Origin of the sequence: Dethiosulfatibacter aminovorans DSM 17477 (genome assembly GCF_900142005.1) — a bacterium.
GTDB lineage: Bacteria > Bacillota > Clostridia > Tissierellales > Dethiosulfatibacteraceae > Dethiosulfatibacter > Dethiosulfatibacter aminovorans.
The window spans coordinates 1-21,297 of sequence record NZ_FQZL01000042.1 but is presented as its reverse complement, the minus strand read 5'-3'; the positions used below and the strand labels follow the sequence as shown (position 1 = coordinate 21,297).

22 protein-coding genes are annotated in these 21,297 nt (G+C 38.8%); 7 read left to right on the top strand and 15 right to left on the bottom strand.

Annotated elements, in window-relative coordinates:
- The 3 genes from BUB05_RS17115 to BUB05_RS17105 all read right to left on the bottom strand — a co-directional run.
- The coding region (locus BUB05_RS17115; protein WP_483863774.1) for a nuclease/transposase family protein at positions 1-587 on the bottom strand (587 nt) is incomplete at its 3' end.
- Between the two features lie 18 nt (positions 588-605).
- Entirely contained in the window at positions 606-1,016 is a 411-nt protein-coding gene (tnpA, locus tag BUB05_RS17110; RefSeq protein WP_073050786.1) for an IS200/IS605 family transposase, read from the bottom strand.
- 562 nt (positions 1,017-1,578) lie between these two features.
- The gene (locus BUB05_RS17105; RefSeq protein ID WP_073050848.1) at positions 1,579-1,902 is read right to left on the bottom strand and encodes a cupin domain-containing protein; all 324 of its coding nucleotides are present in this window, start codon (positions 1,900-1,902) and stop codon (positions 1,579-1,581) included.
- A 134-nt stretch (positions 1,903-2,036) separates the two neighbouring features.
- On the opposite strand from BUB05_RS17105, the gene BUB05_RS17100 reads away from it, so the two are divergent.
- Positions 2,037-2,705 (top strand): Crp/Fnr family transcriptional regulator, encoded by a 669-nt coding sequence (locus BUB05_RS17100; protein WP_073050847.1) that lies wholly within the window; start codon positions 2,037-2,039, stop codon positions 2,703-2,705.
- A 5-nt stretch (positions 2,706-2,710) separates the two neighbouring features.
- On the opposite strand, the gene BUB05_RS17095 is transcribed toward BUB05_RS17100, so the two are convergent.
- From BUB05_RS17095 to hcp, 3 genes are all read right to left on the bottom strand, one after another.
- Positions 2,711-3,433, bottom strand: a complete 723-nt coding sequence (locus BUB05_RS17095) for a permease (RefSeq protein WP_073050832.1) — start codon at positions 3,431-3,433, stop codon at positions 2,711-2,713.
- On the bottom strand, positions 3,433-3,915 hold the full coding sequence (locus BUB05_RS17090; RefSeq protein ID WP_073050830.1) for a permease: 483 nt from the start codon (positions 3,913-3,915) through the stop codon (positions 3,433-3,435). Before BUB05_RS17090 ends, BUB05_RS17095 begins: the two co-directional genes overlap by 1 nt.
- A gap of 169 nt (positions 3,916-4,084) precedes the next feature.
- Positions 4,085-5,713 carry a hydroxylamine reductase gene (gene hcp, locus BUB05_RS17085; RefSeq protein ID WP_073050823.1) on the bottom strand — a complete coding sequence of 543 codons (1,629 nt, stop codon included), beginning with the start codon at positions 5,711-5,713 and terminating at the stop codon, positions 4,085-4,087.
- A gap of 392 nt (positions 5,714-6,105) precedes the next feature.
- Here hcp and BUB05_RS17080 point away from each other — a divergent pair, with 392 nt between their 5' ends.
- The 6 genes from BUB05_RS17080 to BUB05_RS17055 all read left to right on the top strand — a co-directional run bounded on the left by BUB05_RS17080 (position 6,106) and on the right by BUB05_RS17055 (position 13,270).
- Positions 6,106-6,882: an acetoacetate decarboxylase family protein gene (locus tag BUB05_RS17080; RefSeq protein WP_073050820.1), complete on the top strand. Its 777-nt coding sequence runs from the start codon at positions 6,106-6,108 to the stop codon at positions 6,880-6,882.
- Between the two features lie 70 nt (positions 6,883-6,952).
- Positions 6,953-7,753: an AraC family transcriptional regulator gene (locus BUB05_RS17075; protein ID WP_073050819.1), complete on the top strand. Its 801-nt coding sequence runs from the start codon at positions 6,953-6,955 to the stop codon at positions 7,751-7,753.
- A gap of 39 nt (positions 7,754-7,792) precedes the next feature.
- Positions 7,793-8,200, top strand: a complete 408-nt coding sequence (locus tag BUB05_RS17070) for a DUF2000 domain-containing protein (RefSeq protein ID WP_073050818.1) — start codon at positions 7,793-7,795, stop codon at positions 8,198-8,200.
- Between the two features lie 339 nt (positions 8,201-8,539).
- Positions 8,540-9,892, top strand: a complete 1,353-nt coding sequence (locus tag BUB05_RS17065) for a sigma-54 interaction domain-containing protein (RefSeq protein WP_073050817.1) — start codon at positions 8,540-8,542, stop codon at positions 9,890-9,892.
- Positions 9,893-10,129: 237 nt separating this feature from the next.
- A complete protein-coding gene (nhaC, locus tag BUB05_RS17060) occupies positions 10,130-11,584 on the top strand; it encodes a Na+/H+ antiporter NhaC (protein WP_073050816.1) in 1,455 nt (484 codons plus the stop codon).
- 66 nt (positions 11,585-11,650) lie between these two features.
- On the top strand, positions 11,651-13,270 hold the full coding sequence (locus BUB05_RS17055; protein WP_073050815.1) for an amidohydrolase: 1,620 nt from the start codon (positions 11,651-11,653) through the stop codon (positions 13,268-13,270).
- A gap of 485 nt (positions 13,271-13,755) precedes the next feature.
- Here the strand turns inward: BUB05_RS17055 and BUB05_RS19030 are convergent, their stop codons facing one another.
- The 9 genes from BUB05_RS19030 to BUB05_RS17010 all read right to left on the bottom strand — a co-directional run.
- On the bottom strand, positions 13,756-13,956 hold the full coding sequence (locus BUB05_RS19030) for a helix-turn-helix domain-containing protein (protein WP_073050814.1): 201 nt from the start codon (positions 13,954-13,956) through the stop codon (positions 13,756-13,758).
- A gap of 470 nt (positions 13,957-14,426) precedes the next feature.
- Positions 14,427-15,446 carry an electron transfer flavoprotein subunit alpha/FixB family protein gene (locus tag BUB05_RS17045; protein WP_073050813.1) on the bottom strand — a complete coding sequence of 340 codons (1,020 nt, stop codon included), beginning with the start codon at positions 15,444-15,446 and terminating at the stop codon, positions 14,427-14,429.
- Between the two features lie 12 nt (positions 15,447-15,458).
- Positions 15,459-16,262, bottom strand: a complete 804-nt coding sequence (locus tag BUB05_RS17040; protein WP_073050812.1) for an electron transfer flavoprotein subunit beta/FixA family protein — start codon at positions 16,260-16,262, stop codon at positions 15,459-15,461.
- 10 nt (positions 16,263-16,272) lie between these two features.
- A complete protein-coding gene (locus tag BUB05_RS17035; protein WP_073050811.1) occupies positions 16,273-17,415 on the bottom strand; it encodes an acyl-CoA dehydrogenase family protein in 1,143 nt (380 codons plus the stop codon).
- Positions 17,416-17,571: 156 nt separating this feature from the next.
- Positions 17,572-19,119, bottom strand: a complete 1,548-nt coding sequence (gene mmdA, locus BUB05_RS17030) for a methylmalonyl-CoA decarboxylase subunit alpha (protein WP_073050810.1) — start codon at positions 19,117-19,119, stop codon at positions 17,572-17,574.
- Positions 19,120-19,190: 71 nt separating this feature from the next.
- A complete protein-coding gene (mce, locus tag BUB05_RS17025; protein ID WP_094763049.1) occupies positions 19,191-19,610 on the bottom strand; it encodes a methylmalonyl-CoA epimerase in 420 nt (139 codons plus the stop codon).
- 37 nt (positions 19,611-19,647) lie between these two features.
- Positions 19,648-20,610 carry a methylmalonyl Co-A mutase-associated GTPase MeaB gene (meaB, locus tag BUB05_RS17020; RefSeq protein ID WP_245819948.1) on the bottom strand — a complete coding sequence of 321 codons (963 nt, stop codon included), beginning with the start codon at positions 20,608-20,610 and terminating at the stop codon, positions 19,648-19,650.
- Positions 20,611-20,620: 10 nt separating this feature from the next.
- Entirely contained in the window at positions 20,621-21,019 is a 399-nt protein-coding gene (locus BUB05_RS17015; RefSeq protein ID WP_073050808.1) for a cobalamin B12-binding domain-containing protein, read from the bottom strand.
- An 11-nt stretch (positions 21,020-21,030) separates the two neighbouring features.
- Positions 21,031-21,297: methylmalonyl-CoA mutase family protein (locus BUB05_RS17010; RefSeq protein WP_245819946.1), on the bottom strand; the 267-nt coding region annotated here is incomplete at its 5' end.

Genomic DNA, 21,297 nt, shown 5'->3' with positions numbered 1-21,297 from the left:
AGGTCAATGGACAGGTAATGTCCATTGCTTTCCTTAAGGTCTACTGGATCGGTTTCATAGATAGCAACAGCAACAAAGGTATCCTTGTCAACAAACTTAATCTGCAATTCCTTGATTTGGATGTCTGAAAACCTATGGGTTTCCAGATAAATGAAAGTAGCATCCAAACCTATATTCTTAAAATATGCCTTAAGTTGTTTTGAGATAGTTAACCTTGTTATGTTTCCTTCTTGTTTAATTGCATCTTTCAAGAAAGTGATATCCATGACATCTTTCTTGAAGCGGGGTGGTTTTGGGTTCTTGACACCACCTGTTTTCTGTAACTTGAAAAAGCTTTTCCACCCTTCTTCCAGCAACTGCAAGACGTCCTGTGCGGTTTGTGAGGGCAGGTTCTTGTAGAAGAAATTAGTCTTCAACCGTTTCTTCTGATCATACCAATTAGGATATTTCTCCATACCCAACTCTTTATAGTTGCGTTTTTCGTAGTTTCCCACATTCCACAGTTTATATGCGGAATAACCCATATGTCTAAGTATTTCCATATTTCCTGTATCATTCTTGAATACATGTTTTCTGCTTAATAACATAAGGGTTCTTCTCCTCTCTTAATATGAATTTGTTTGTTTCTCAATGTAGAGACGGATGTTTTCTTCGGATACAGACCCAATGGATTCAACATAATAGTTGTGATTCCACAAGACACCTTTCCAAAGACTTTTCTTAAGTTCAGGGTACTTAATGAATAACTTCCTGGCCGTAATCCCTTTTAGCATCTTCACCATATAAGAAACTGATATTTTGGGTGGTGCTGAAATGAAGCAATGTACATGGTCTCTTTCTCCAACTTCGAAGAGATGTACTATGAAGCCTTTTTCCCCTGCAATCTCTTGAACAAGAGACTGCATTTCAACTTCTATCTCTGGTGTTAACACCTTATTTCGATGCTTCACAGACCATACCACATGGTAATTAAGATTATATACACAAGTCCTTGAATGTACTAGATTTTCTTTCATACGTATAGTATAGCATAAAGATAAAAAGAAGACAACATACGTTCGTATGTTGCGCGTTTCATCTCGGTAATGAATTACCGAGGATTCCCGCTTGGCTTCCTGAAAAACAACAAAGTTTTTATGGTAAATTCATAAAAACTTTGTTGTTTTTAGGTTTTATATTGTGTTGCGGTGAACCTTACCATAAGTAAGTTTATAAGCCGAGAAGAGTTTGTACTTATGATACAGTTATACAATATTCAATTTTGCTTGTTCAAAAGATTTATTCTTGAAATATCATCCTTTTTTATGGCATCATTGAATCGGACGATTAAATGGAATTCACAGGAGAAGCAAAGAATATCGAATATAAACAGGAATACTCAAAACAATATTGAAAACAGCACGTCCTTTCGCTCCTTTTAAGTAGTGGTGTACCTAAAAGGATAGTTTATTGTGATTGTACTAGCAATTACTTTTTAATTTCTTTTGCCGTTTTGTTCAAATTTAGTTTACCATATACACCTTAACTTCAGATTTTCCAAAAAAGATTATAAACCATCTTAACCCTTTAAATCATCATCTATTTCTTATAATTTTGAGGTGCTGGTGCTTTGACAACGATTAACTCTAATACCTCTTCGTTGGCATTTCCTACATTCATTTTTGTATTATACGGTATTTCCAGCAACGTCCCCTTCTCGTATGAATGCACTTCCTGATCATTTAGTGCAATACTCAATTTCCCTCGAATGACATTCATATAGACATTCGAATTAGAATAATGCTCCGGCAATCCTTCATCCTTACCAAATACCATATGGATGTAATTGACATTATCATCCATAATCAGCTTTTCTACCACCTTATCGTCAGATGTACTGTATTGATATACTTTTTCAATCATTTCTTTCCTCCTAAATTTCAATATTTGATATCATTATACTTCAGAATTTCATATAAATAAGTTACATTGGTAACACTATTTTTTGTTTGTTTGTACTATTATTATGCTATAATTTTCTTAACGGAGGTATACTTATGATAACAAATCATTCAACTGCAGAATATGAAAATACAATTTTGGGTGTCCTGCCACCTATGCTCCTCTCTGATTATTTGTACAATAACATGCTTCTTAAAAAATCCTATGATAAGAATGAAATAATTCATATAGAAGGCGAAGAATGTACTCAGATAGAAATCATTATGCATGGTGAAATCGTCATTGAGCGCATTGGCATATCAGGTGATCTCATGACTGTCAATCATTTCGGCAAAAGCGATATCATCGGAGCAAACCTAATCTTTTCAAGCACTGATCGCTATCCTATGACAATAACTGCCAAGAAACATACCGAAGTGATCACAGTGCAGAAAGATGTACTTTTTGAACTTTGCAATAGCTATCCGACTTTTCTCATGCAATTCATCAAGATAATATCGGATCTGTCCGTCTTGATTGGAACTAAGATGAAAAATCGGATCAGCAGAACCATTCGTCAAAGCATCATTACATATTTGTCTAAACAATCCATGCTGCAGAACTCTTATAATATTAAATTAACAATGTCAAAGAAATCTTTGGCTGAAATGTTCGGTGTCAGTAGAACCTCCTTATCCAGAGAACTGCAAAAAATGTCTGGTGAGGGACTTATTAATTTCGATGCTAAATCTATTCAAATTCTAAATAAAGACATTTTGGAATAGTCGCTCTAACCTTTGATTTCTATTGCTCTTGGCGGACACTTTCCTGCCTCTTTATACAGCTTCTCCTTCTTGTCTTCATCAATCAATGCCAACTTTGTATCCGGTCGAATGACATAGGCCTTGCCATCTTTCATACCAAAAACCTCCGGCATTCCTTTTGCACAGGCTGTACACCCGATACAATAATCTTTCTTCACAACAATATCTTCTTTTATTGACTCCTCTCCATGCTCTACATGAATATGGAGTTTTTCCATAATCAGTGCTATTGCAAATATGAATAAAACAGTCAACAGCCATCTTACTGCCATAAAATCCGGTCCAAGAAATTTAGCCTCATTAGCTAACATAGGAACTTTAATAACTGCCCAGGCACTTAATATAATGACAACATTTCCAGCACTGGCACCTTTTTTATGAAGGGTTTTAGCTATTGGAAAGGCTGCATATATAGGCCCTGCTGACAAACTACCGAAAGCCAATGCAAGCCCTGCACCTGCAATGCCAGATTTACTACCTAATCGTTTTACAATCCATTCTTTAGGTATTAATACATCAATGGCAACTGTCAGCATAAATATGACAGGCAGTATCTGAGTCATTTCTATCAGATAGTACATACTGTTTCCTAATGCTGTAGACGCCATATCATTCTTAAAAATCATAAGTGCCGCGTATATGATGATTATAATAATAAATAACTTATTCTTCTTCATTATTGCATTCATTATAAAATCACTCCCATCAAAATAGCAATGGATATCGCCGCGCCAAAACTAAGTAAATTACGGATCACTGCAAACTTGGTTCCAAACTCTTTTTTCTCAAGAGGAAATGTAACCACACCGACCATCGTTAACGTTGTTAGAAAAGCCACACCTGGAACAATGCTTGCTCCGGCATCAACGAATGAACCAACTAACGGAAACGCTACAAAAGCCGGAATCAAAGTAATACTCCCAACTATTGCTGCTACTAAAGAGGAAAGTAATGTATTCCCTGATCCCAAAACCTTTTCTATGGTTTCAGGAGGTATAAATGTTAATATCAGCCCTATCATAAATATAATGCCGATGATATCCCCTATCATATTTTTCATCATACCTTTTGATTTTTTCATTGCTTCTTTTGATTTCTCTTTGTTCTTGAATATTGAAATAATAAAAAGTACAGCTCCGACAATCCAAAATCCTATTGTAAATATATCCATGCCTTTCTCCTTCCATGTAATTTTTCATTAACTAATTACATTTTAGCTGCCTTTTATCAAAATTAAAGTTACTCATGTAACACATTCATATGAATCCATAAAAAACAGAACCAATCTTGAACATGACTGGTTCTGCTTATTCAAATTAAAATATTCTTATTAGTAGATCTTATGCCATAAATAATTCAATGTCGTCTTCTACAGTGCCTATACCCGCAATACCGAAGGTTTCCACAAGAACTTTTGCCACATTTGGAGAAAGGAATCCCGGTAATGTCGGTCCCAAGTGAATATTCTTAACACCTAGATACAATAAGGCAAGAAGCACAATAACAGCCTTCTGCTCATACCATGCAATGTTGTAGGCAATGGGAAGTTCATTGACATCCTCCAGCTCAAAGATTTCTTTAAGTTTCAACGCAATCACTGCCAATGAATAAGAATCATTACATTGACCGGCATCAAGAACACGAGGTATGCCGCCAATGTCTCCAAGTGGTAACTTGTTGTACCTGTATTTCGCACATCCTGCTGTTAAGATTACTGTATCTTTTGGCAATTTCTCAGCAAACTCTGTATAATATTCTCTAGATCTCATTCTACCATCACAACCAGCCATTACAAAGAACTTCTTAATGTCACCGGATTTTACAGCATCAACAACTTTATCAGCTAATGCAAAGACTTGATTGTGTGCAAAACCACCTACAATACTTCCAGTCTCTATTTCTGTTGGAGCAGGCAATTGTTTTGCCATATCAATAATTGCACTGAAATCTTTCTTACCGTTTTCATCCGCTTCAATATGACCACATCCTGGGAAGCCAGCCGAACCTGTTGTGAAGATACGATCTCTTATATCATCTTTTCGAGGCGGAACAATACAGTTTGTCGTAAACAGTATCGGTCCGTTGAATGGTCCAAATTCATCGAGTTGACGCCACCATGAACCGCCATAGTTTCCTACAAAATTATCATATTTTTTGAAGAATGGATAATAGTGTGCCGGTAACATTTCACTATGTGTATAAACATCAACACCTGTTCCCTGAGTCTGTTCCAATAACTGCTCAAGATCTGTAAGATCATGCCCTGATATTAGGATAGCAGGATTATTTCTTACACCAATGTCAACTTGGGTTATTTCAGGATTACCATATTTAGATGTATTGGCTTCATCTAGAAGTGCCATAGCCGCAACACCGTACTCTCCTGTTTTAAGTACCAAGGCAACCAATTCATCCACACTTAACCCATCATTCAGTGTGGAAGCTAAACCTTCATAAATAAAAGAATATATGTCATCGTTTTCTTTTCCAATGTTAAGCGCGTGGTGGGTATAAGCTGCCATCCCTTTAAGTCCGTATATTACTAATTCTCTAAGTGATCTGACATCTTCGTTCTCTGTCGATAAAACACCAATCGAAGCTGCTTTTTCCAGCATTCCATCTCTGTCAGATACGGTGAAGGTTGCAGCATCATGAAGATCAACTGCCGGATTTTGATTCTTTAATCCATTTCGTATATTCATCATTTTTTTAATCTGCGCTTCAATAGCATCTTCATCGAAATTCGCATTGGTAATGGTGATAAACAGGCTATTCAGTACTTCATGATTAGCATCTGAAATTGCAGTGACGTCAACCTTACCTTTAACAACAATTTCAGCAATCCCCTTGCAGCTATAGATCAATAAATCCTGAAGCTTTGCAACCACCTCATTTTTGCCGCAAACACCTTTTACTGTACAACCTGTGTTCTTTGCTGTCTCTTGACATTGATAACAAAACATGCTCATGATTTTCCTCCTTGATTTCTATATTGAATCTTGATTAGATACACATTATGGTTTTCCAATCAAAAATCGTTACATGGGTACAAAAAGTTAATCTTAATTCAAAGTCATATATTTATATTATATCATGTAGGTCAAAGAAACTATATAACGTCAGTTGCAATAATTGGAAGGATAAAATTGTAACACCACAAGCGTAAAGTTTGGTATCTAGGTGTCACAAAACCGGTCTTTTGTATATATTTTGCAAACCAACCCCTGCTGTTATAATATAGCTATATCAGAACACACACAGCTACCAAACATTGAAAAGTCATTAAGATGCAATTTCATACAATAATTGTAAATCCGAATCATATATACTGTTATATACAAACTAAATAAGGAGACAAACAATGATAAAAGGTTATACCCTTCCAAGAACACCAAAGGGAATATCAAGCCTAGTACCACATCCACCATGGCATTATGTTGGCAATATTGTTGCTATAGAGTTTGTTGCAGACCCATCTCTGATAGAAGGATACCTTCCCGAGCCACTAAAACTTGAATCCTCAAAATGCTGTGTTTATTTTGTTGACTGGCAATATTCATCCGAAAAGGGCCAGGAATTTCTGAACCCTGCCGAAAGTCAATACAAGGAAACAATCATTCTCATGTCCGCAAGCTATAAAGGAAAACCCCTGGCATACTGCCCCTATATCTGGGTAGACCATGACAAGGCATTACTTAGAGGCTTGATCCAAGGGTGGCCAAAACAGATGGGTGAAACTCACCTGACAAGGTCTTTTGAACTGGAATCCAAAGCAGCCCCGAGAGGTCTATTTGGAGCAAGCTTGACAGTTTACGGCAAGCGCTTCATTGAAGGCAAGGTCCAAATCAAAGAAAGTGATGCACACATGCCAACACCAACATTTGCCGGTTCGTCATTACTTAGGTATTTCCCGGACTTGCAGGCAGGCAATCATAATAAACCCCTTGTTAACCAGCTAGTTCAATTAAAATCAAGGGATGTCAAAATATCTTCCATTTCAAAGGGTGATGCGGAACTCAGTTTCATAATGTCCAATAGTCACGAACTGAAAGATTTCAGTCCTTTAAAGGTTACAACAGGTTACAGCTTCCAGGTTGCTCTTACGGTAGATGACTTGAAAATACTTGAATCACTGTAAAGACTTTATAAGTGTGCCTGGTTTTTGATATAATACAATTGTCGATATTACTGAAAGAAAGGATGATATTATGGAAAACAACAAAGTCAAATCTTCTAGCATTTACGATATGCTTGAAGTTAAAGTCAATGATTCCCACCCACACGCATACAAACCACATCTGCACTCGGAACTATCGATTGGTATCATTGATAAAGGCAAAACAAGGCTTACCATCAATGATATGGACTATGAACTCTGTGAAGGTGAAGCTGTAATAATCATGCCATATGTTGTCCACAACTGCCAGCCCCTGGATATCAACAACTGGGCCTTTACAATGATTTATCTAGACGACAGTTTCAGAGACGAATTGACAGCTTCTATAGGGAATGACTTAAAAATAGGTATAACAAAACTAGGCACAAAGGAATTCAAGCTTATTAAAAACCTGGCCAATACACTAAAGTCAGAGAATGATGATTTCATCAAGGAAATAGAAATAATAGACTGCATAAATGAAATAATAGAATCAATCGAAGTGAAGGTATACAGTGACATGGACAGTATCATAGAACAAATCCGCTGCTATATAAAAGATAATTTTCTTGCCTCGTTAAGTTTGGATGAACTATCAAAGTCATTTGATATGAACAAGTTCAAATTAATAAGACGCTTCAAAAAAATTTATGATTCAACTCCCAGTGCATACCAGCTGCAACTGAAGGTGGATTATGCCAAACAACTCATGAAGCACGAAAAGGACCTTGTAGCAATTTCACTGAAAGCAGGCTTCTACGACCAGGCTCATTTTTCAAAAGAATTCAAGAAAGCTACAGGCATAACCCCACGACAATATGCCCTTTCTGAAGGAATTAGCATGATGAGATAGTTTTTTAATGAATACACACTCAATTCTAGGAGAAAATTAATGAAATGCATAATGATAGTAGATGAAAATCTACCTAGAGGAATAATAGCAAATACGACTGCAGCCCTTGGTATCAGTTTGGCCAGTATTAAAGAGGGGCTTGTTGGAAAACAGCTTAAAGACAAAGACAGAAGAATCCATGAAGGGATTACAAACACTCCAATTCCAATTCTGGCCCTTGATAATAAGGCTATAAAAAAATTGTATGACCAGATACAGGAAAATGGCGATGACCAAGTGCAATTGATTGGATTCAATAACGTTGCACAAAAGTCCCAGCACTACGAAGATTATGAATCAAAACTTTTGAAAACCCCAAAAGATGATATAGAATATCTTGGCATGTGCCTCTATGGACCCAAAAAGAAAATTAATAAACTGACTGGCAGTATAAAGATGTTGAAATAATCAAACTTGTTATAAAAAAACTCATGTCAATTCAACATGAGTTTTTATGCATTTGTTTCAAATCTAGTTATTTCAACACCTTCAGCACCAACTTCAGTTTTGTAATCAAGTGTGGTACGGTGAACCTTACCACAAGTAAGTTTATAGGCCGAGGTAAATTACAACATATGATTCACAAATAAAAAAAGTATCAGTTAATTTTCTTTGATTATAGAAAATCCTGATACTTCAGTTTTTTGAAGAACAAAAGGTTATTTTTTTGACATCTGAAGAAAAATAAAGATATAATACAACTGTATTTATTTGTACTATATTATAGAATAAAGGTGGCAAATAGTGATGTTAAGCAATTATTTAGAGAAAATGCTGAGATTATATGAAAGAACGGATGCTATTCTAATTACTGACAGCAACGGCTACATTGAATACTCTTCCATGGTTTCATCAGATATCAACAATTTCAAGAACGCAGAAGTTACAGGCAAGCACATATTGGAAGTTTATACTAGTCTTACTGAAGATACAAGCAGTATCATGAGGGTATTAAAAACCGGCCAGCCAATCATCGACGAAAAACAAATAGTCAAAAATTGCAAGGGTGAAACTTTATACTTAATCAACTCAACCTTCCCTATAGTAGTCAACAAAAAAGTTATCGGAGCTATAGAAGCATCAGTATATCTTGATGAATTGTCCGAAGAAGAAATAAACCATATTAATGATAAAAGCATCAAAAACCTGTATACTCTTGATGATATTATTACAAGCAATGAGTCATTGCTGGAAATCAAGAATAGGATAAGAAAGATTGCAACTAATAATTCACCAGTTCTTATTGTTGGAGAGACTGGAACCGGAAAAGAACTGGTTGCCCAATCAATACACAGCCACAGCAAAAGATCTGATGGCCCATTTGTTTCTCAAAACTGCGCTGCTATTCCAGACACCCTTCTTGAAAGTATTCTATTCGGTACTGCAAAAGGCAGCTATACAGGTGCAGAAGAAAAGAAGGGCATGTTCGAAGTTGCAAGCGAGGGCACTCTCTTTCTTGATGAAATCAATTCCATGAGTATGGGTATGCAGTCTAAGATTTTGAAGGTCCTTGAGGACAAGAAAGTCAGAAGGGTTGGAGATTCAAAAGAGATTAAAGTAGATGTAAGAGTTGTATCAGCCATGAACAAAGACCCTGTCAGCGCTATAGAGAAGAATATTATAAGGAGCGACTTGTTTTACAGGCTGAGCGTAGTTCAGATAAAGCTCCCACCTCTAAGAGATCGAAAAGAAGATATTGCCATACTTGTCGACAGCTTTATTAATAAGTATAATCGTGAAATGCAGCGAAACATTACAGGAATTAGCGACCTGGTGAAAGGACTTTTTGATAATTACGCCTGGCCCGGAAACGTAAGAGAATTAAGAAATATTGTTGAAAGTGCCTTTAATATAGCCAAATCCAATACAATAACAATGCAGGATGTTCCTGAATACTTATTTAATAGCAGGGTCAACAAAAACAAGACCGATACAATAAACATTGGCGACCATTCCCTACCTGATATGATTGAGAACTATGAGAAGAAAATCCTATTAACGGCAATATCAGAATCAAAAAACATGGTTGATGCTGCCAAAAAGCTCAAAATATCCAGACAGTCCCTTCAGTATAAATTGAATAAGTATGACATCCAGTGATTTGTAATTAGATGCAAAATATTTTTATTTTTTAAAGAAATTTTGCATCATTTTTTTACACCATCCATATTTGTGACAAGCTAGTAGCCATGCATACTCTTAACATTCCGTAATAAGGGCTATTTATAGCCATAAATTGATACCTGACTCCTAACTATTGATTGCTGACCATATTGGTATGATAATTGCATTTAAGTTATGCAAGAGTAATCAAAAAATTTAAGAGGAGTGTATCAAATGAAACAAATTGATGAAAAGAATAATATCAGGCCAAGTTTTATAGGTTCTCTTGCAGTAATTATCTTTGTTTGTGTAGCCTTGAGTGTACAGGTTTTTGTGTTGAAGGAATCCTGGGTAACACATATTACATTGTTTATAAGTATTTTCTTTGCAGCCATAGTAGCTTTAATATCTGGTTTCAAATGGAAAACAATCCAGGAAGGAATTCTATATGGTTTTGAGGCAGCCATGTTACCGTCCTTGATTCTCATGTTGGTAGGCATACTGGTAGCTACTTGGATGGCATCCGGAACCATTCCAATAATGATTTATTATGGCTTGAACATCTTGTCCCCATCTATTTTCTTGGTTTCAGTATGCATTATTTGTGTCATATCATCATTAGCTACAGGAAGTTCATGGACTACTGGAGCAACCTTTGGTGTTGCATTCATGGGTATTGGATACGGACTCGGCATTCCAGCTCCAATCACCGCCGGTGCAGTAATTTCAGGTGCAGTGTTCGGAGATAAAATGTCACCACTTTCAGATACGACCAATCTTGCTTCAGGCGTAGCTGGTGCAGACTTGTTTGACCATATAAAAAGTATGGCTTATACTGCAGGTCCTGCTCTCTTGATTTCATTAGTCCTATATACAGCTATCGGTCTCAGGTTTAGAGGCGGAGAAATCGATTACGAACATATAGATGCGTTATTGACTGGCCTTAAAAACAACTACAATATTAATCCAATAATCATTTTGCCTGCCATAGTTACTATGGTCTTGGCTGTAAGACGTGTCAGTGGATTGGCAGTAATGGGCATTGCAAGCATGTTAGGTGCTTCCTTTGCAATGATTTTCCAGGGTGTTGGCTTTGGACAGATACTGAGATACATGAATGACGGATTTGTTTCTGAAACGGGAATACAGGTTGTTGACAAGTTGCTTAGCAGAGGTGGAATGCAGAATATGATGTGGACCATATCCCTGGCTATCATAGCCCTTTGTTTTGGTGGTGTATTAGAGAAAACAAAGATGCTTGAAGTGGTTCTTGAAAAGATTTCCGGTATAGTTAATAATGTACGTGGTGTTATTATTACTCATGTACTGATCGGTATTGGCATAAATGTCTTTACAGCCAGTCAATATATGGCTATTCTGTTGCCTACTAAAATGTTGGCTCCCGTTTATAAAAAATTAAGGATTTTGCCGCAAGTTAATTCAAGAACCGCTGAGGATGCAGCAACTGTTACTTCTCCTCTTGTTCCATGGGGTTTGTGTGGAGTTTATTTCACAGGCGTTTTAGGAGTTTCAACCATGGAATATTTACCATATGCATATGTAGCTTACCTGACCCCCCTAATAGCTATATTATATGCTTTGACTGATAAATTCATATTCAGAGAAGGACAAATTAAATCTGTTAAGACATACAATGAATATTATGAAATAATAGAAAAAGAAAGCTAAATCTAATCAATCTAAAATAATATTTTATATTTGATTACTCTACTAATAGAATTTAAGAGGTGTAAAATGGATGTTACAACAATTTTTATAAATGGCAATATTGTAACAATGAAAGATGAAATACAGGCAGAAGCATTGGCTGTTTCCAATGATAAAATAGTGGCAACTGGCTCAAATTACGAGATTAAATCCATGGCTAATACCTTGACACAAGTTATAGATCTCAAGGAAAAGACTCTTTTACCAGGCTTCATAGATACTCATATGCATATAGTCGGATATGGATTCTCCTTTGAGGCAATAGACTTGCTCGGACTGCCTTCATTGGAATCACTTATTGATAAGTGCAAAAAATATATTGAAGAAAACGATATAGCAGAAGGTGTCTGGATACTGGGAAGAGGTTTTGATCAGAATGTTTTTGAAGATGTTAATGGGTTCCCAACGTCCAAGGATTTAAACAAAATTTCAGAAAATCATCCCATACTTTTATTGAGGACATGCGGTCATATTGGCATTGCAAATGACTTGGCATTGAACCTGGCAGAGGTTGATGAGAATACCTTTGTTAGAGGAGGGAGCTTTGATAAGTATGAAGACGGCAAGCCAAATGGAGTCATAAAAGAAGCATCCCTTGAGTGGTTTAAGATAAAGATGTCTCAGTCAAGGACTGTTGATGATCTGAAAAGAGCCATTATGGCAGGAGGCAACGATTTATCAAGATATGGAATCACTTCTGTACACACTGAGGATTCATATGACCTTGGGTATGCAGGCGATTTGAGTGAGCTGTATGAGGCATACAAGCAGCTAATATTTGAAGGGAATCTTAAACAGCGTGTTTATCAGAAAATTTCTCTACCAAGAATGTCAGATGTTGACGATTTCTTGAAAAGATTCTTACACACAGGTCTGGGAAATGACTTTTTCAGGATAGGTCCCGTCAAGCTTTGGGCTGACGGGACTCTAGGTGGCAGAACTGCTTGGCTTCTGGAAGATTATGATGATGAGCCCGGCCAGAAAGGTATAGCCGTCTATGAAGATGATGAAATGACAGATATCATAAAGAAATGCCAGGACAACAACTTGCAGATGTGTATTCACTCAATAGGGGATGCAGCATTGGAACAAATACTCAATGCATATGAAAATGCTTCATCTGGCAAAGATATGAAGGCCTTTAGACACAGAATAGTCCATTGTCAGATAGGTCACTATGATCAATATCAAAGAATAGCGGATATGGGAATAAACATTAACATCCAACCTATGCATACCAGAACCGATTATCCTTTGATAGAACACAGACTGGGAAGTGAAAGGTCTTCAAAATGTCACGCCTGGAATACAATCCAAGAATACGGAGTATTAGTAACAGGTAGTTCTGATGTACCATGTACCAACTGTGATAATGCTGCCAGTGTATTTGCGGGAATAAGCGAAATAGTCAACAGGGATTACTGGTTAAAGGATGAGGAAGTAAGTGTATACGATGCACTAAAGATGTATACAGTAAATGCAGCGTATTCAGCTTTCGAGGAGGATGTAAAGGGCACCATAGAAAATGGAAAATTCGCAGACTTCGTGATTTTATCAGAAAATCCTATGTCTATTAAGAAGGAAAACATTAAAGATATCGAGGTTGAAATGACAATTCTTGGTGGGAAAGTAGTATATAGAAAATGACACGATGTGTATATAGATTTTCTTAATGAAATCCATAAAGAAAAAAATTTTTGAATACGATTAATATGAAAAATGTTCAAAGTTCTCTTAAGACATGTGCAGCAATGAATAGAAAAGATCATGTATCCGGTTATGGACACATGATCTTTGACTATTCTGTAAAACTAGTTCCTTCAATCCCTTCAGCATTAACTTCAGTTTTGTAATCAAGTGTGGTACGGTGAACCGTATCATAAGTAACGGTAAAATTAGTTAGGTATCTAACAATTGTTTCAAAATCACACTGGATGTTACAATTTATTGTAGAACTACATATGAATTAGGCTATAGTATCATTTCCTCTGAATATTTGGTTCGATTACTTACAATGGTCTCCCCCTTCTTTATATGCATATGTTATCATGACAAGTTATCACTTTTTCATCTCTACACTTCTGCAATTAAATCTTCTTGTTCTCTTGATAGTTTATCTTTTGAGTTATCAGTCACAATTTAAGAGATCTTCCACATCGACTATTGAGCAGACCTTGTTCTCCCTGTTCATAATAAATGCATTTCCATTTCCTTAACGTCTCATAGGATGGAATCCTCAAATCATCAGACACTTCTCTAACCGACAAATTGTTTTCATGCATATGTTCTACAGCATTAATCTTGAATTGCCCACTGTATGATCTTGATTTCATTGATAATCCTTCTAAACCATGTTTTTCATATATCGTACACCTAAGCTGTGCTAATTAAAAATAAATAGACAGCTCTTATTCAGCAAAGGATATAGAGTGCTTATTACTTTTCATAAGATTTACTATTTCCATTTTAAATTCATCATTAAATTTTGTCATAAAAATTGCACCTCCAAAAGTTAGTTTATATTTCTAACTGCTAGTGCACTTCATTTAAACCACAACTTAATATACATTGATTAAATTTCAGATTGTTTACATTAATTACTTGATGAACTCTAAATTTCCATTCTACATACAAGTGCTTAAATGATATGTCAGTCCAGGGATCTATTGAAGATAATCAAATAACCATCAAAATATTAAACTAGATGATTAAAAAGTGAGTTGTTCGTCTTATTGAACAACTCAACTATTTAAAGCAAAATATTATTTATTTTTATTGGTACTCTAGTTTCTCGCATATTATTTTAACTTCTCTTAAAATCCCTTTTATTATATAATCTTTCTATCAATAAATCTACAATTTTCTCCCAGTCAGATACCACCTTATAGTCCGAAACCTCAAAGATAGGAGCATAATCGTCCTTGTTTACGCTGATAATTGTTCCCGCCCCTTTTATTCCACATGTGTGGTGGGCAGCTCCCGATATTCCAAATCCAAGGTAAACCTTAGGCTTAATTGCAACACCGCTTGTACCCACCATAGTCTCTTCCCTTTCAGTCCATCCCTCATCAAGGGCTGGTCTTGTACATCCGGTAGCTCCGCCGAGGAGTTCTGCAAGCTTCTCAAGCTTGTCCCATCCTGCCTGGTCTCCTATTCCGAATCCACCTGCTACGATAAGTTCCGCATTGCTTAGTGACACCTTCTCTGCAGTGTCCTCGATTACTTCAAGGACCTCCAGCTTGTCTCCGTATCCCGCTACTTCTGGATTAAACTTCTCCACTGCAGCTTCCTTACCCTCAAATACTATTTTATCAACAAGTCCTGCCTTCATGCTGGCCATCTGTGGTCTGTGGTTTGGACACAATATGTCTCCTAGAACCTTTCCACCGAATGCAGGCACTACCTGCAGGAATTCACCGTCTTCTCTGATGTCAAGTTCCACACAGTGTGCGGCCATTCCAGTATCAAGTATCTTTGCTGCTGTTGGTCCTATTTCCTCTCCCTTGAGGGTTGCACCAACTAGAACTATTTCTGGCTTGTACTCGTCAGACACCTTTGCAAGTGCTTCAGCAAAGTAGTCAGGTCTGTATGTTGAATATTTCTCATCATCAACAACTATTACCTTGTCAGCTCCATATTTTGCCAGTGTATCGACATGCTTCTCAACATCACTTCCTATAATTACAGCTGTAACTTCAGGATTGTGAGCCATCTTTCCCTTCAAAACCGTAGCTTCACCAAGAAGCTCGAGGGAGTTGTCGATTACCTTGTCTCCTCTTGTTTCACAAAACACATGTATTCCTTTATACAAACTTATATCCACAACTGCACCTCCTTATCCTATCTCTATTCCGGCTTTTTTGATTTCGCTTACAATCTTTTCTGCAATCTCTTCAGGCTCGCCTGTTATAGACTCACTCTTTCTGCTCATGTCTGGAGCATTTATATCTCCAGGCTGAGTTGGAGAACCTACAAGTCCTATGCATTCAGGATCAAGATCCATGTCGTCAGCCCTGTAAATTGCAAGAGGCTTGCTCTTTGCCTTCAATATTCCCATTACATTTGGAATCCTTGGCTCGTTGATCTCTCTTGTCACCCCAAATACTGCAGGAGTTGAAACTCTGTACTTGATGCTTCCGCTGTCAGTCTTGCTGTCTACTACCATTCTTTCACCGTCGAATTCCAATCCATTCACATTCACTACGTGAGGAACATTCATCCACTCACCAAGCTGACTTGGAACCTGAGCTGTACCGCCGTCCTCTGTCTCGTTTCCAAGTATGACAATGTCGTATTCTCCAGTCTTCTCCATTGCCTTCCAAAGAGTGTATGAAGTGGCCCATGTATCGGCTCCACCCAATGGTCTGTCGCTGCAAAGTATTGCTTCGTCAACTCCCATTGCCAGAACCAATCTAATGTTCTCAACAGCACTGTCAGGAGCCATTGTGAAGGCAGTAACCTTGCCACCATGCCGGTCCTTAAGCTTCAATGCTGCTTCAACAGCATTCTTGTCCATCGTATTTATTATTGTAGGTATCCCTTCTCTGTTTACTCTCTTTGTCTTTGGGTCTATGGTTATCTTGTCGTAGTACTCAGAGTCAGGTACCGGCTTTACACATACCGCTATTTCTAATGACATATTTACTCCTCTATTTCACAAGATTTCCTGCAATGATGACCTTCAAGATCTGTGATGTTCCACCAGCTGGAATATTCGTCAACGAATCTCTCAGAAATCTTCCTATAGGATACTCGTTTATTACCCCATATCCACCCATAAGGTCCATTGTCCTTCTTGATGAACGTATGGCCGATTCCGTTGAAAAATATTTTGCCGCCGCAAATCTTGGAGCTGCATTCCCTCCATTGTCATATATATTTGTGGCATTGTACAGCATTGTAGATGCAGCTTCGTATTCTATCTGGTTTTCTGCCAATAAATCTTGAATAGCAGGAATTTTCAACAAAGGCTTTCCGTAGATTATTCTTTCTTTTCCGAACTTGATTGCTTCCTCTACACTACCTCTAATTATTCCAACTGCTATAGCAGACATTCCGGACCTTCCGAAATTTCCTATTGTCGAAAGAGCAATTCCTGCTCCCTTTCCTTCTTCTCCAAGAATCATTCCTGAATCAAGTTTGACATCCTTTGCTATCATGTCTCCTGTCACAGAGCTCCTTAAGCCTAGCTTATCCTCTTTTCTTCCATGTGATATTCCATCAACTCCAGGAGGAATCACCACTGCCGTAAGAACCTTTCTTCCCTTTTCATTTACTCCACTCGCCGCTGTCCAAACATGCAGATCTGCAATGTGAGAATTTGTTATGAATACTTTTCTTCCATTCAGCATATATCCATCATCTTCTTTTTCCAGTGTTGTAGAATGATTTATAAGGTCAGATCCGCCTGTTGGTTCGGTTATAGCCAATTCACTTATGATTTCGCCGGAACAAAGTTTAGGCAGCCATTGTTTTTTTATATCTTCCTTACCATACTTATATATACCGGCTATTGCCAGATCGTTTGCCATAACAGCTATTGCAAACCCTGCACTATGTCTTGCTATTTCTTCAAGTATAATAGCCCTTTCAGTAAGGCCTAATCCGACTCCGCCATATTCCGGTGATACAAAAACTCCGAGCAAACCCTGTCTACCCAACAATTCAAACATTTCTTTTGGGCAATGATCCTTTTCGTCCCATTCAGCCGCATGTGGAGCGATCTCCTTTTCCACCAGCTCCCTCACTACGGTTCTCAACATTTTCTGATCTTCATTAAATAATTCAAACATATTATTCTCCTACTATATATTTTTTAATAACGGAATGTCTCCGTGCTTTTTAACAGTCTTATTTCTACCTTACCTACTTGTTAACTTCATATAGAATAGCAGGCATCTGCCGTTTATTATTCTCTTGTTTTCTAAAAATTCCAGGCAAATCTCATCTTACAGCGGAATATTCCCATGCTTCCTTGGAGGCCTGGTCTCTCTCTTCGAAGCAAGCATGTAGAATCCATCGATAAGTCTCACACGAGTCAGGGCTGGTTCTATTATGTCATCAACGAATCCACGCTCGGCAGCCTTGTAAGGTGTCGCAAATTCCGATGTATACTCGTCAACCTTCTGACTTCTTATGGAAGCAGGGTCATCCGCATTATTTATTTCCTTTCGGAATATTATATTTGCTGCACCCTGAGGACCCATGACGGCTATTTCGGCAGTTGGCCATGCAAGCACCAAGTCTGCTCCCAAATCCTTGCTGCACATCGCTATATATGCTCCACCATATGCTTTCCTCAGAATAAGTGTTATTGTTGGAACCGTCGCTTCACTGTATGCATACAGCATTTTTGCACCGTGTCGTATAATGCCGTTATATTCCTGGTTGGTGCCCGGTAAAAATCCCGGTACATCTACCATATTGAGTAGTGGTATATTGTATGCGTCACATGTTCTGATAAACCTGCTTGCCTTATCCGATGCGTTGACGTCCAAGCATCCTGCCTGGTATTTTGGCTGGTTCGCGATTATCCCAATCGAATTGCCTCCTATCCTTGCAAATCCTGTAATGATGTTCTTTGCAAAATATGGCTGGTATTCCATGAAGTCTCCGTTGTCTACTATTTTTCCTATAACCTCGTGCATGTCATAAGGCTTGTTGGGACTTTCAGGCACTATTGTATTCAAGGATTCTTCAATCCGGTTAAGATCATCTCCCGTTTCAACCATTGGTGCACTATGAAGGTTGTTTGAAGGCAGAAAGCTTAGAAGTCGTCTTATTTCAGCTATGCATTCCTCATCATTACTATTTATGAAATGTGCCACGCCACTGACGCTATTATGGGTCATCGCACCTCCAAGGGTCTCTGCCGATACATCCTCACCTGTTACAGTCTTGATTACCTGAGGGCCGGTAATGAATATCTGTGATGTCTGGTCACTCATGAAAATGAAATCATTGAGGGCAGGAGAATAAACTGCTCCTCCGGCACAAGGTCCCATGATGGCTGTAATCTGCGGTACAACTCCTGAAGCCAGGGTGTTTCTGTAGAAGATCCTTCCGTATCCTGCAAGTGCATCTACAGCTTCCTGAATCCTTGCTCCACCTGAATCGTTGAGGCCGACTACAGGAGCTCCAACCTTCAGTGCACTGTCAAGGACCTTGCATATCTTGTTTGCGTGCATTTCACCCAGAGAACCTCCAATTACTGTGAAATCCTGTGCAAAGGCATATACGATACGTCCATCAACTTGTCCATATCCTGTAACCACGCCTTCTCCAGGCACTTCCGCCTTTTCCATTCCAAAATTAGTACATCGATGCTTCACAAAAGCATCAAGCTCTACGAAAGTGTTTTTGTCAAAAAGGAGTCTCAACCTTTCACGAGCCGTAAGTTTGCCTTTCTTGTGCTGCTTCTCTATCTGCTTGGCTCCGCCGCCGTTTCGTAGTTTATCCCTGTTGTTATGAAGTTGTTCAAGTTTGAATGTTGACACGATTTTCCTCCTTTTCGAGCCCGAAAAGTAACCATGACCAGGTTGCCTAATCAGATTCTTTTTATTAATTGCTACTTTCTGTCATGTCCTTCAGGTTCCTGGCAGAGTTCAAGAAGCAAGCCGCCTGTCGCTTTCGGATGAATAAACCCAATTTTTGCACCACCTGCCCCGTACCTTGGAGTCTTGTCAATCAGGTCTACCCCTGAATCGTTGAGCCTTTCAAGCTCTGCTGCTATATCATCCACTTCAAGAGCTATGTGGTGTATTCCTGCACGGCCCTTGTTCTTTTCTACAAACTTGCCGATTGGTCCATCAGGCGAAGTGCTTTCAAGGAGCTCCAGCCTGCTCTCTCCACAAGGTACAAATGCAACAGTGGCTTTCTGCTCCTCAACCGTCTCGAAACCTGCGGCATCCATACCAAGGGATTCCTTGTAAAACTTAAGCGCTTCCTGAAGATTTGGAACTGCAATTCCAATATGTGCTATTTTCATTTTACTTCCTCCAAATATCATTACTTCAATGCATCAATCATTTGACGCACTGTTCAACTTTTTCTTCAATCCATTCATAGGGATTAATCTGGCGCATATGCATCCTGTCTATCTGCTTGGTCAACTCGTCTGCAAGCCCGTATATGTCGCTGGTTTTTCTTCCTATTTCCTGCTGAAGCATTGATAAGATCACTTCATACAGCTTCTTTCTTCTTGCATCATCCATTAGTTCAGACCTTTCACCCCTATTCATGTGATCACGTATGGTCTCACAGGTTTCCTCTATTCCGTCTCCCCTGTGGGCCGAAGTCATTATAATGGGTGGTATCCATCCGTCATCCCTGGGCTTGCCCATCTGAAGCATTGCCTTCATGGTGTTTCTGACTAGGTCAGCCCCCTTGCAGTCGGCCTTGTTAACTATAAGTATATCTCCGATTTCTAGAATCCCGGCCTTGATGGATTGTATGTCGTCTCCTGCACCGGGTATGGACACCACGAGGGTAGTGTCTGCAACTTTCATTATGTCCACTTCCGACTGGCCCACCCCGACAGTCTCAACGAACACGGTTTCACAGCCGCATGCATCCATAATCATGACTGCACTTTCAACTGCATGGGATAAGCCCCCGAGAGCTCCTCTTGTACCCATGCTTCTTATATATACGTTTTCATGGAGGGACAGTTCATTCATCCTGATTCTGTCGCCAAGAATGGCTCCTCCGGAAAATGGGCTGCTTGGATCCACTGCGATAACACCCACCTTCCTGCCTTCCTTGTAGAACTCCTTAACTATTTCGTTGGTCAGGGAGCTTTTCCCCGCTCCCGGAGGACCGGTTATTCCGATGACATGGGCATCTCCAGTCCTGTGGAATATGCTCTTGGTGATTTCCATCCTCTTTTCAACACTGTTTTCAGCCATGGAAATCAGCTGTGCAACTGCGCGTTTCTTGCCGTCAAAAACGCCCCCCAGCAATTCTTCCATTGAGTTATTTGATTTCATTGCAGCGTTCTCAGATGGCAAGGGAATCTTTTATGAAGTCTATTACAGTATTAGTAGATACCCCCGGTGTGAATATCTCCGCTATTCCCTGCTCCTTGAGATATGGAATATCAGAATCAGGAATGACGCCTCCTCCCACAACTAGAATATCTTCACAGTCATTTTCCTTGAGACACTTAAGTACACGGGGAAATAAAGTATTGTGGGCTCCTGAAAGCAGACTCATCGCCACAACATCCACATCTTCTGAAAGGGCCGCTGCAGCAATCTGCTCAGGCGTCTGGCGAAGACCTGTATAAATGACCTCAAAACCCGCATCTCGAAATGCTCGTGCAATAACCTTTGCGCCTCTGTCATGTCCGTCTAGTCCCGGTTTTGCTACTAAAACACGTATTATCTTATTTTTCATAACCAATCCTCCTATACGATGGCTACTGCCTTGTATTCTCCGAACACATCTCTCATACAATCCGAAATCTCTCCAAGGGTTGCATAAGCCTTTACGCATCTCAGAATCATCGGCATAAGGTTCACACTTTCATCCTGGGCTGCTTCGGACAATGCCTTCAAGGCATCGGCAACTTCCTCATTATCTCTTCTTCCCTTCAGGCGCCTTATCTTTTCCGTCTGGATATCTCTTACGGAAGGATCCACGGATGTCAAGTTCACATTGCTCTTGTCGTCGTT

Excerpts from the sequence above, each read along its gene's own strand:
- tnpA (WP_073050786.1), bottom strand. The coding sequence starts at position 1,016 with ATGAAAGAAAATCTAGTACATTCAAGGACTTGTGTATATAATCTTAAT.
- BUB05_RS17105 (WP_073050848.1), bottom strand. The coding sequence starts at position 1,902 with ATGATTGAAAAAGTATATCAATACAGTACATCTGACGATAAGGTGGTA.
- BUB05_RS17100 (WP_073050847.1), top strand. The coding sequence starts at position 2,037 with ATGATAACAAATCATTCAACTGCAGAATATGAAAATACAATTTTGGGT.
- BUB05_RS17095 (WP_073050832.1), bottom strand. The coding sequence starts at position 3,433 with ATGAATGCAATAATGAAGAAGAATAAGTTATTTATTATTATAATCATC.
- BUB05_RS17090 (WP_073050830.1), bottom strand. The coding sequence starts at position 3,915 with ATGGATATATTTACAATAGGATTTTGGATTGTCGGAGCTGTACTTTTT.
- hcp (WP_073050823.1), bottom strand. The coding sequence starts at position 5,713 with ATGAGCATGTTTTGTTATCAATGTCAAGAGACAGCAAAGAACACAGGT.
- BUB05_RS17080 (WP_073050820.1), top strand. The coding sequence starts at position 6,106 with ATGATAAAAGGTTATACCCTTCCAAGAACACCAAAGGGAATATCAAGC.
- BUB05_RS17075 (WP_073050819.1), top strand. The coding sequence starts at position 6,953 with ATGGAAAACAACAAAGTCAAATCTTCTAGCATTTACGATATGCTTGAA.
- BUB05_RS17070 (WP_073050818.1), top strand. The coding sequence starts at position 7,793 with ATGAAATGCATAATGATAGTAGATGAAAATCTACCTAGAGGAATAATA.
- BUB05_RS17065 (WP_073050817.1), top strand. The coding sequence starts at position 8,540 with ATGTTAAGCAATTATTTAGAGAAAATGCTGAGATTATATGAAAGAACG.
- nhaC (WP_073050816.1), top strand. The coding sequence starts at position 10,130 with ATGAAACAAATTGATGAAAAGAATAATATCAGGCCAAGTTTTATAGGT.
- BUB05_RS17055 (WP_073050815.1), top strand. The coding sequence starts at position 11,651 with ATGGATGTTACAACAATTTTTATAAATGGCAATATTGTAACAATGAAA.
- BUB05_RS19030 (WP_073050814.1), bottom strand. The coding sequence starts at position 13,956 with ATGAAATCAAGATCATACAGTGGGCAATTCAAGATTAATGCTGTAGAA.
- BUB05_RS17040 (WP_073050812.1), bottom strand. The coding sequence starts at position 16,262 with ATGTCATTAGAAATAGCGGTATGTGTAAAGCCGGTACCTGACTCTGAG.
- BUB05_RS17035 (WP_073050811.1), bottom strand. The coding sequence starts at position 17,415 with ATGTTTGAATTATTTAATGAAGATCAGAAAATGTTGAGAACCGTAGTG.
- mce (WP_094763049.1), bottom strand. The coding sequence starts at position 19,610 with ATGAAAATAGCACATATTGGAATTGCAGTTCCAAATCTTCAGGAAGCG.
- meaB (WP_245819948.1), bottom strand. The coding sequence starts at position 20,610 with ATGAAATCAAATAACTCAATGGAAGAATTGCTGGGGGGCGTTTTTGAC.
- BUB05_RS17015 (WP_073050808.1), bottom strand. The coding sequence starts at position 21,019 with ATGAAAAATAAGATAATACGTGTTTTAGTAGCAAAACCGGGACTAGAC.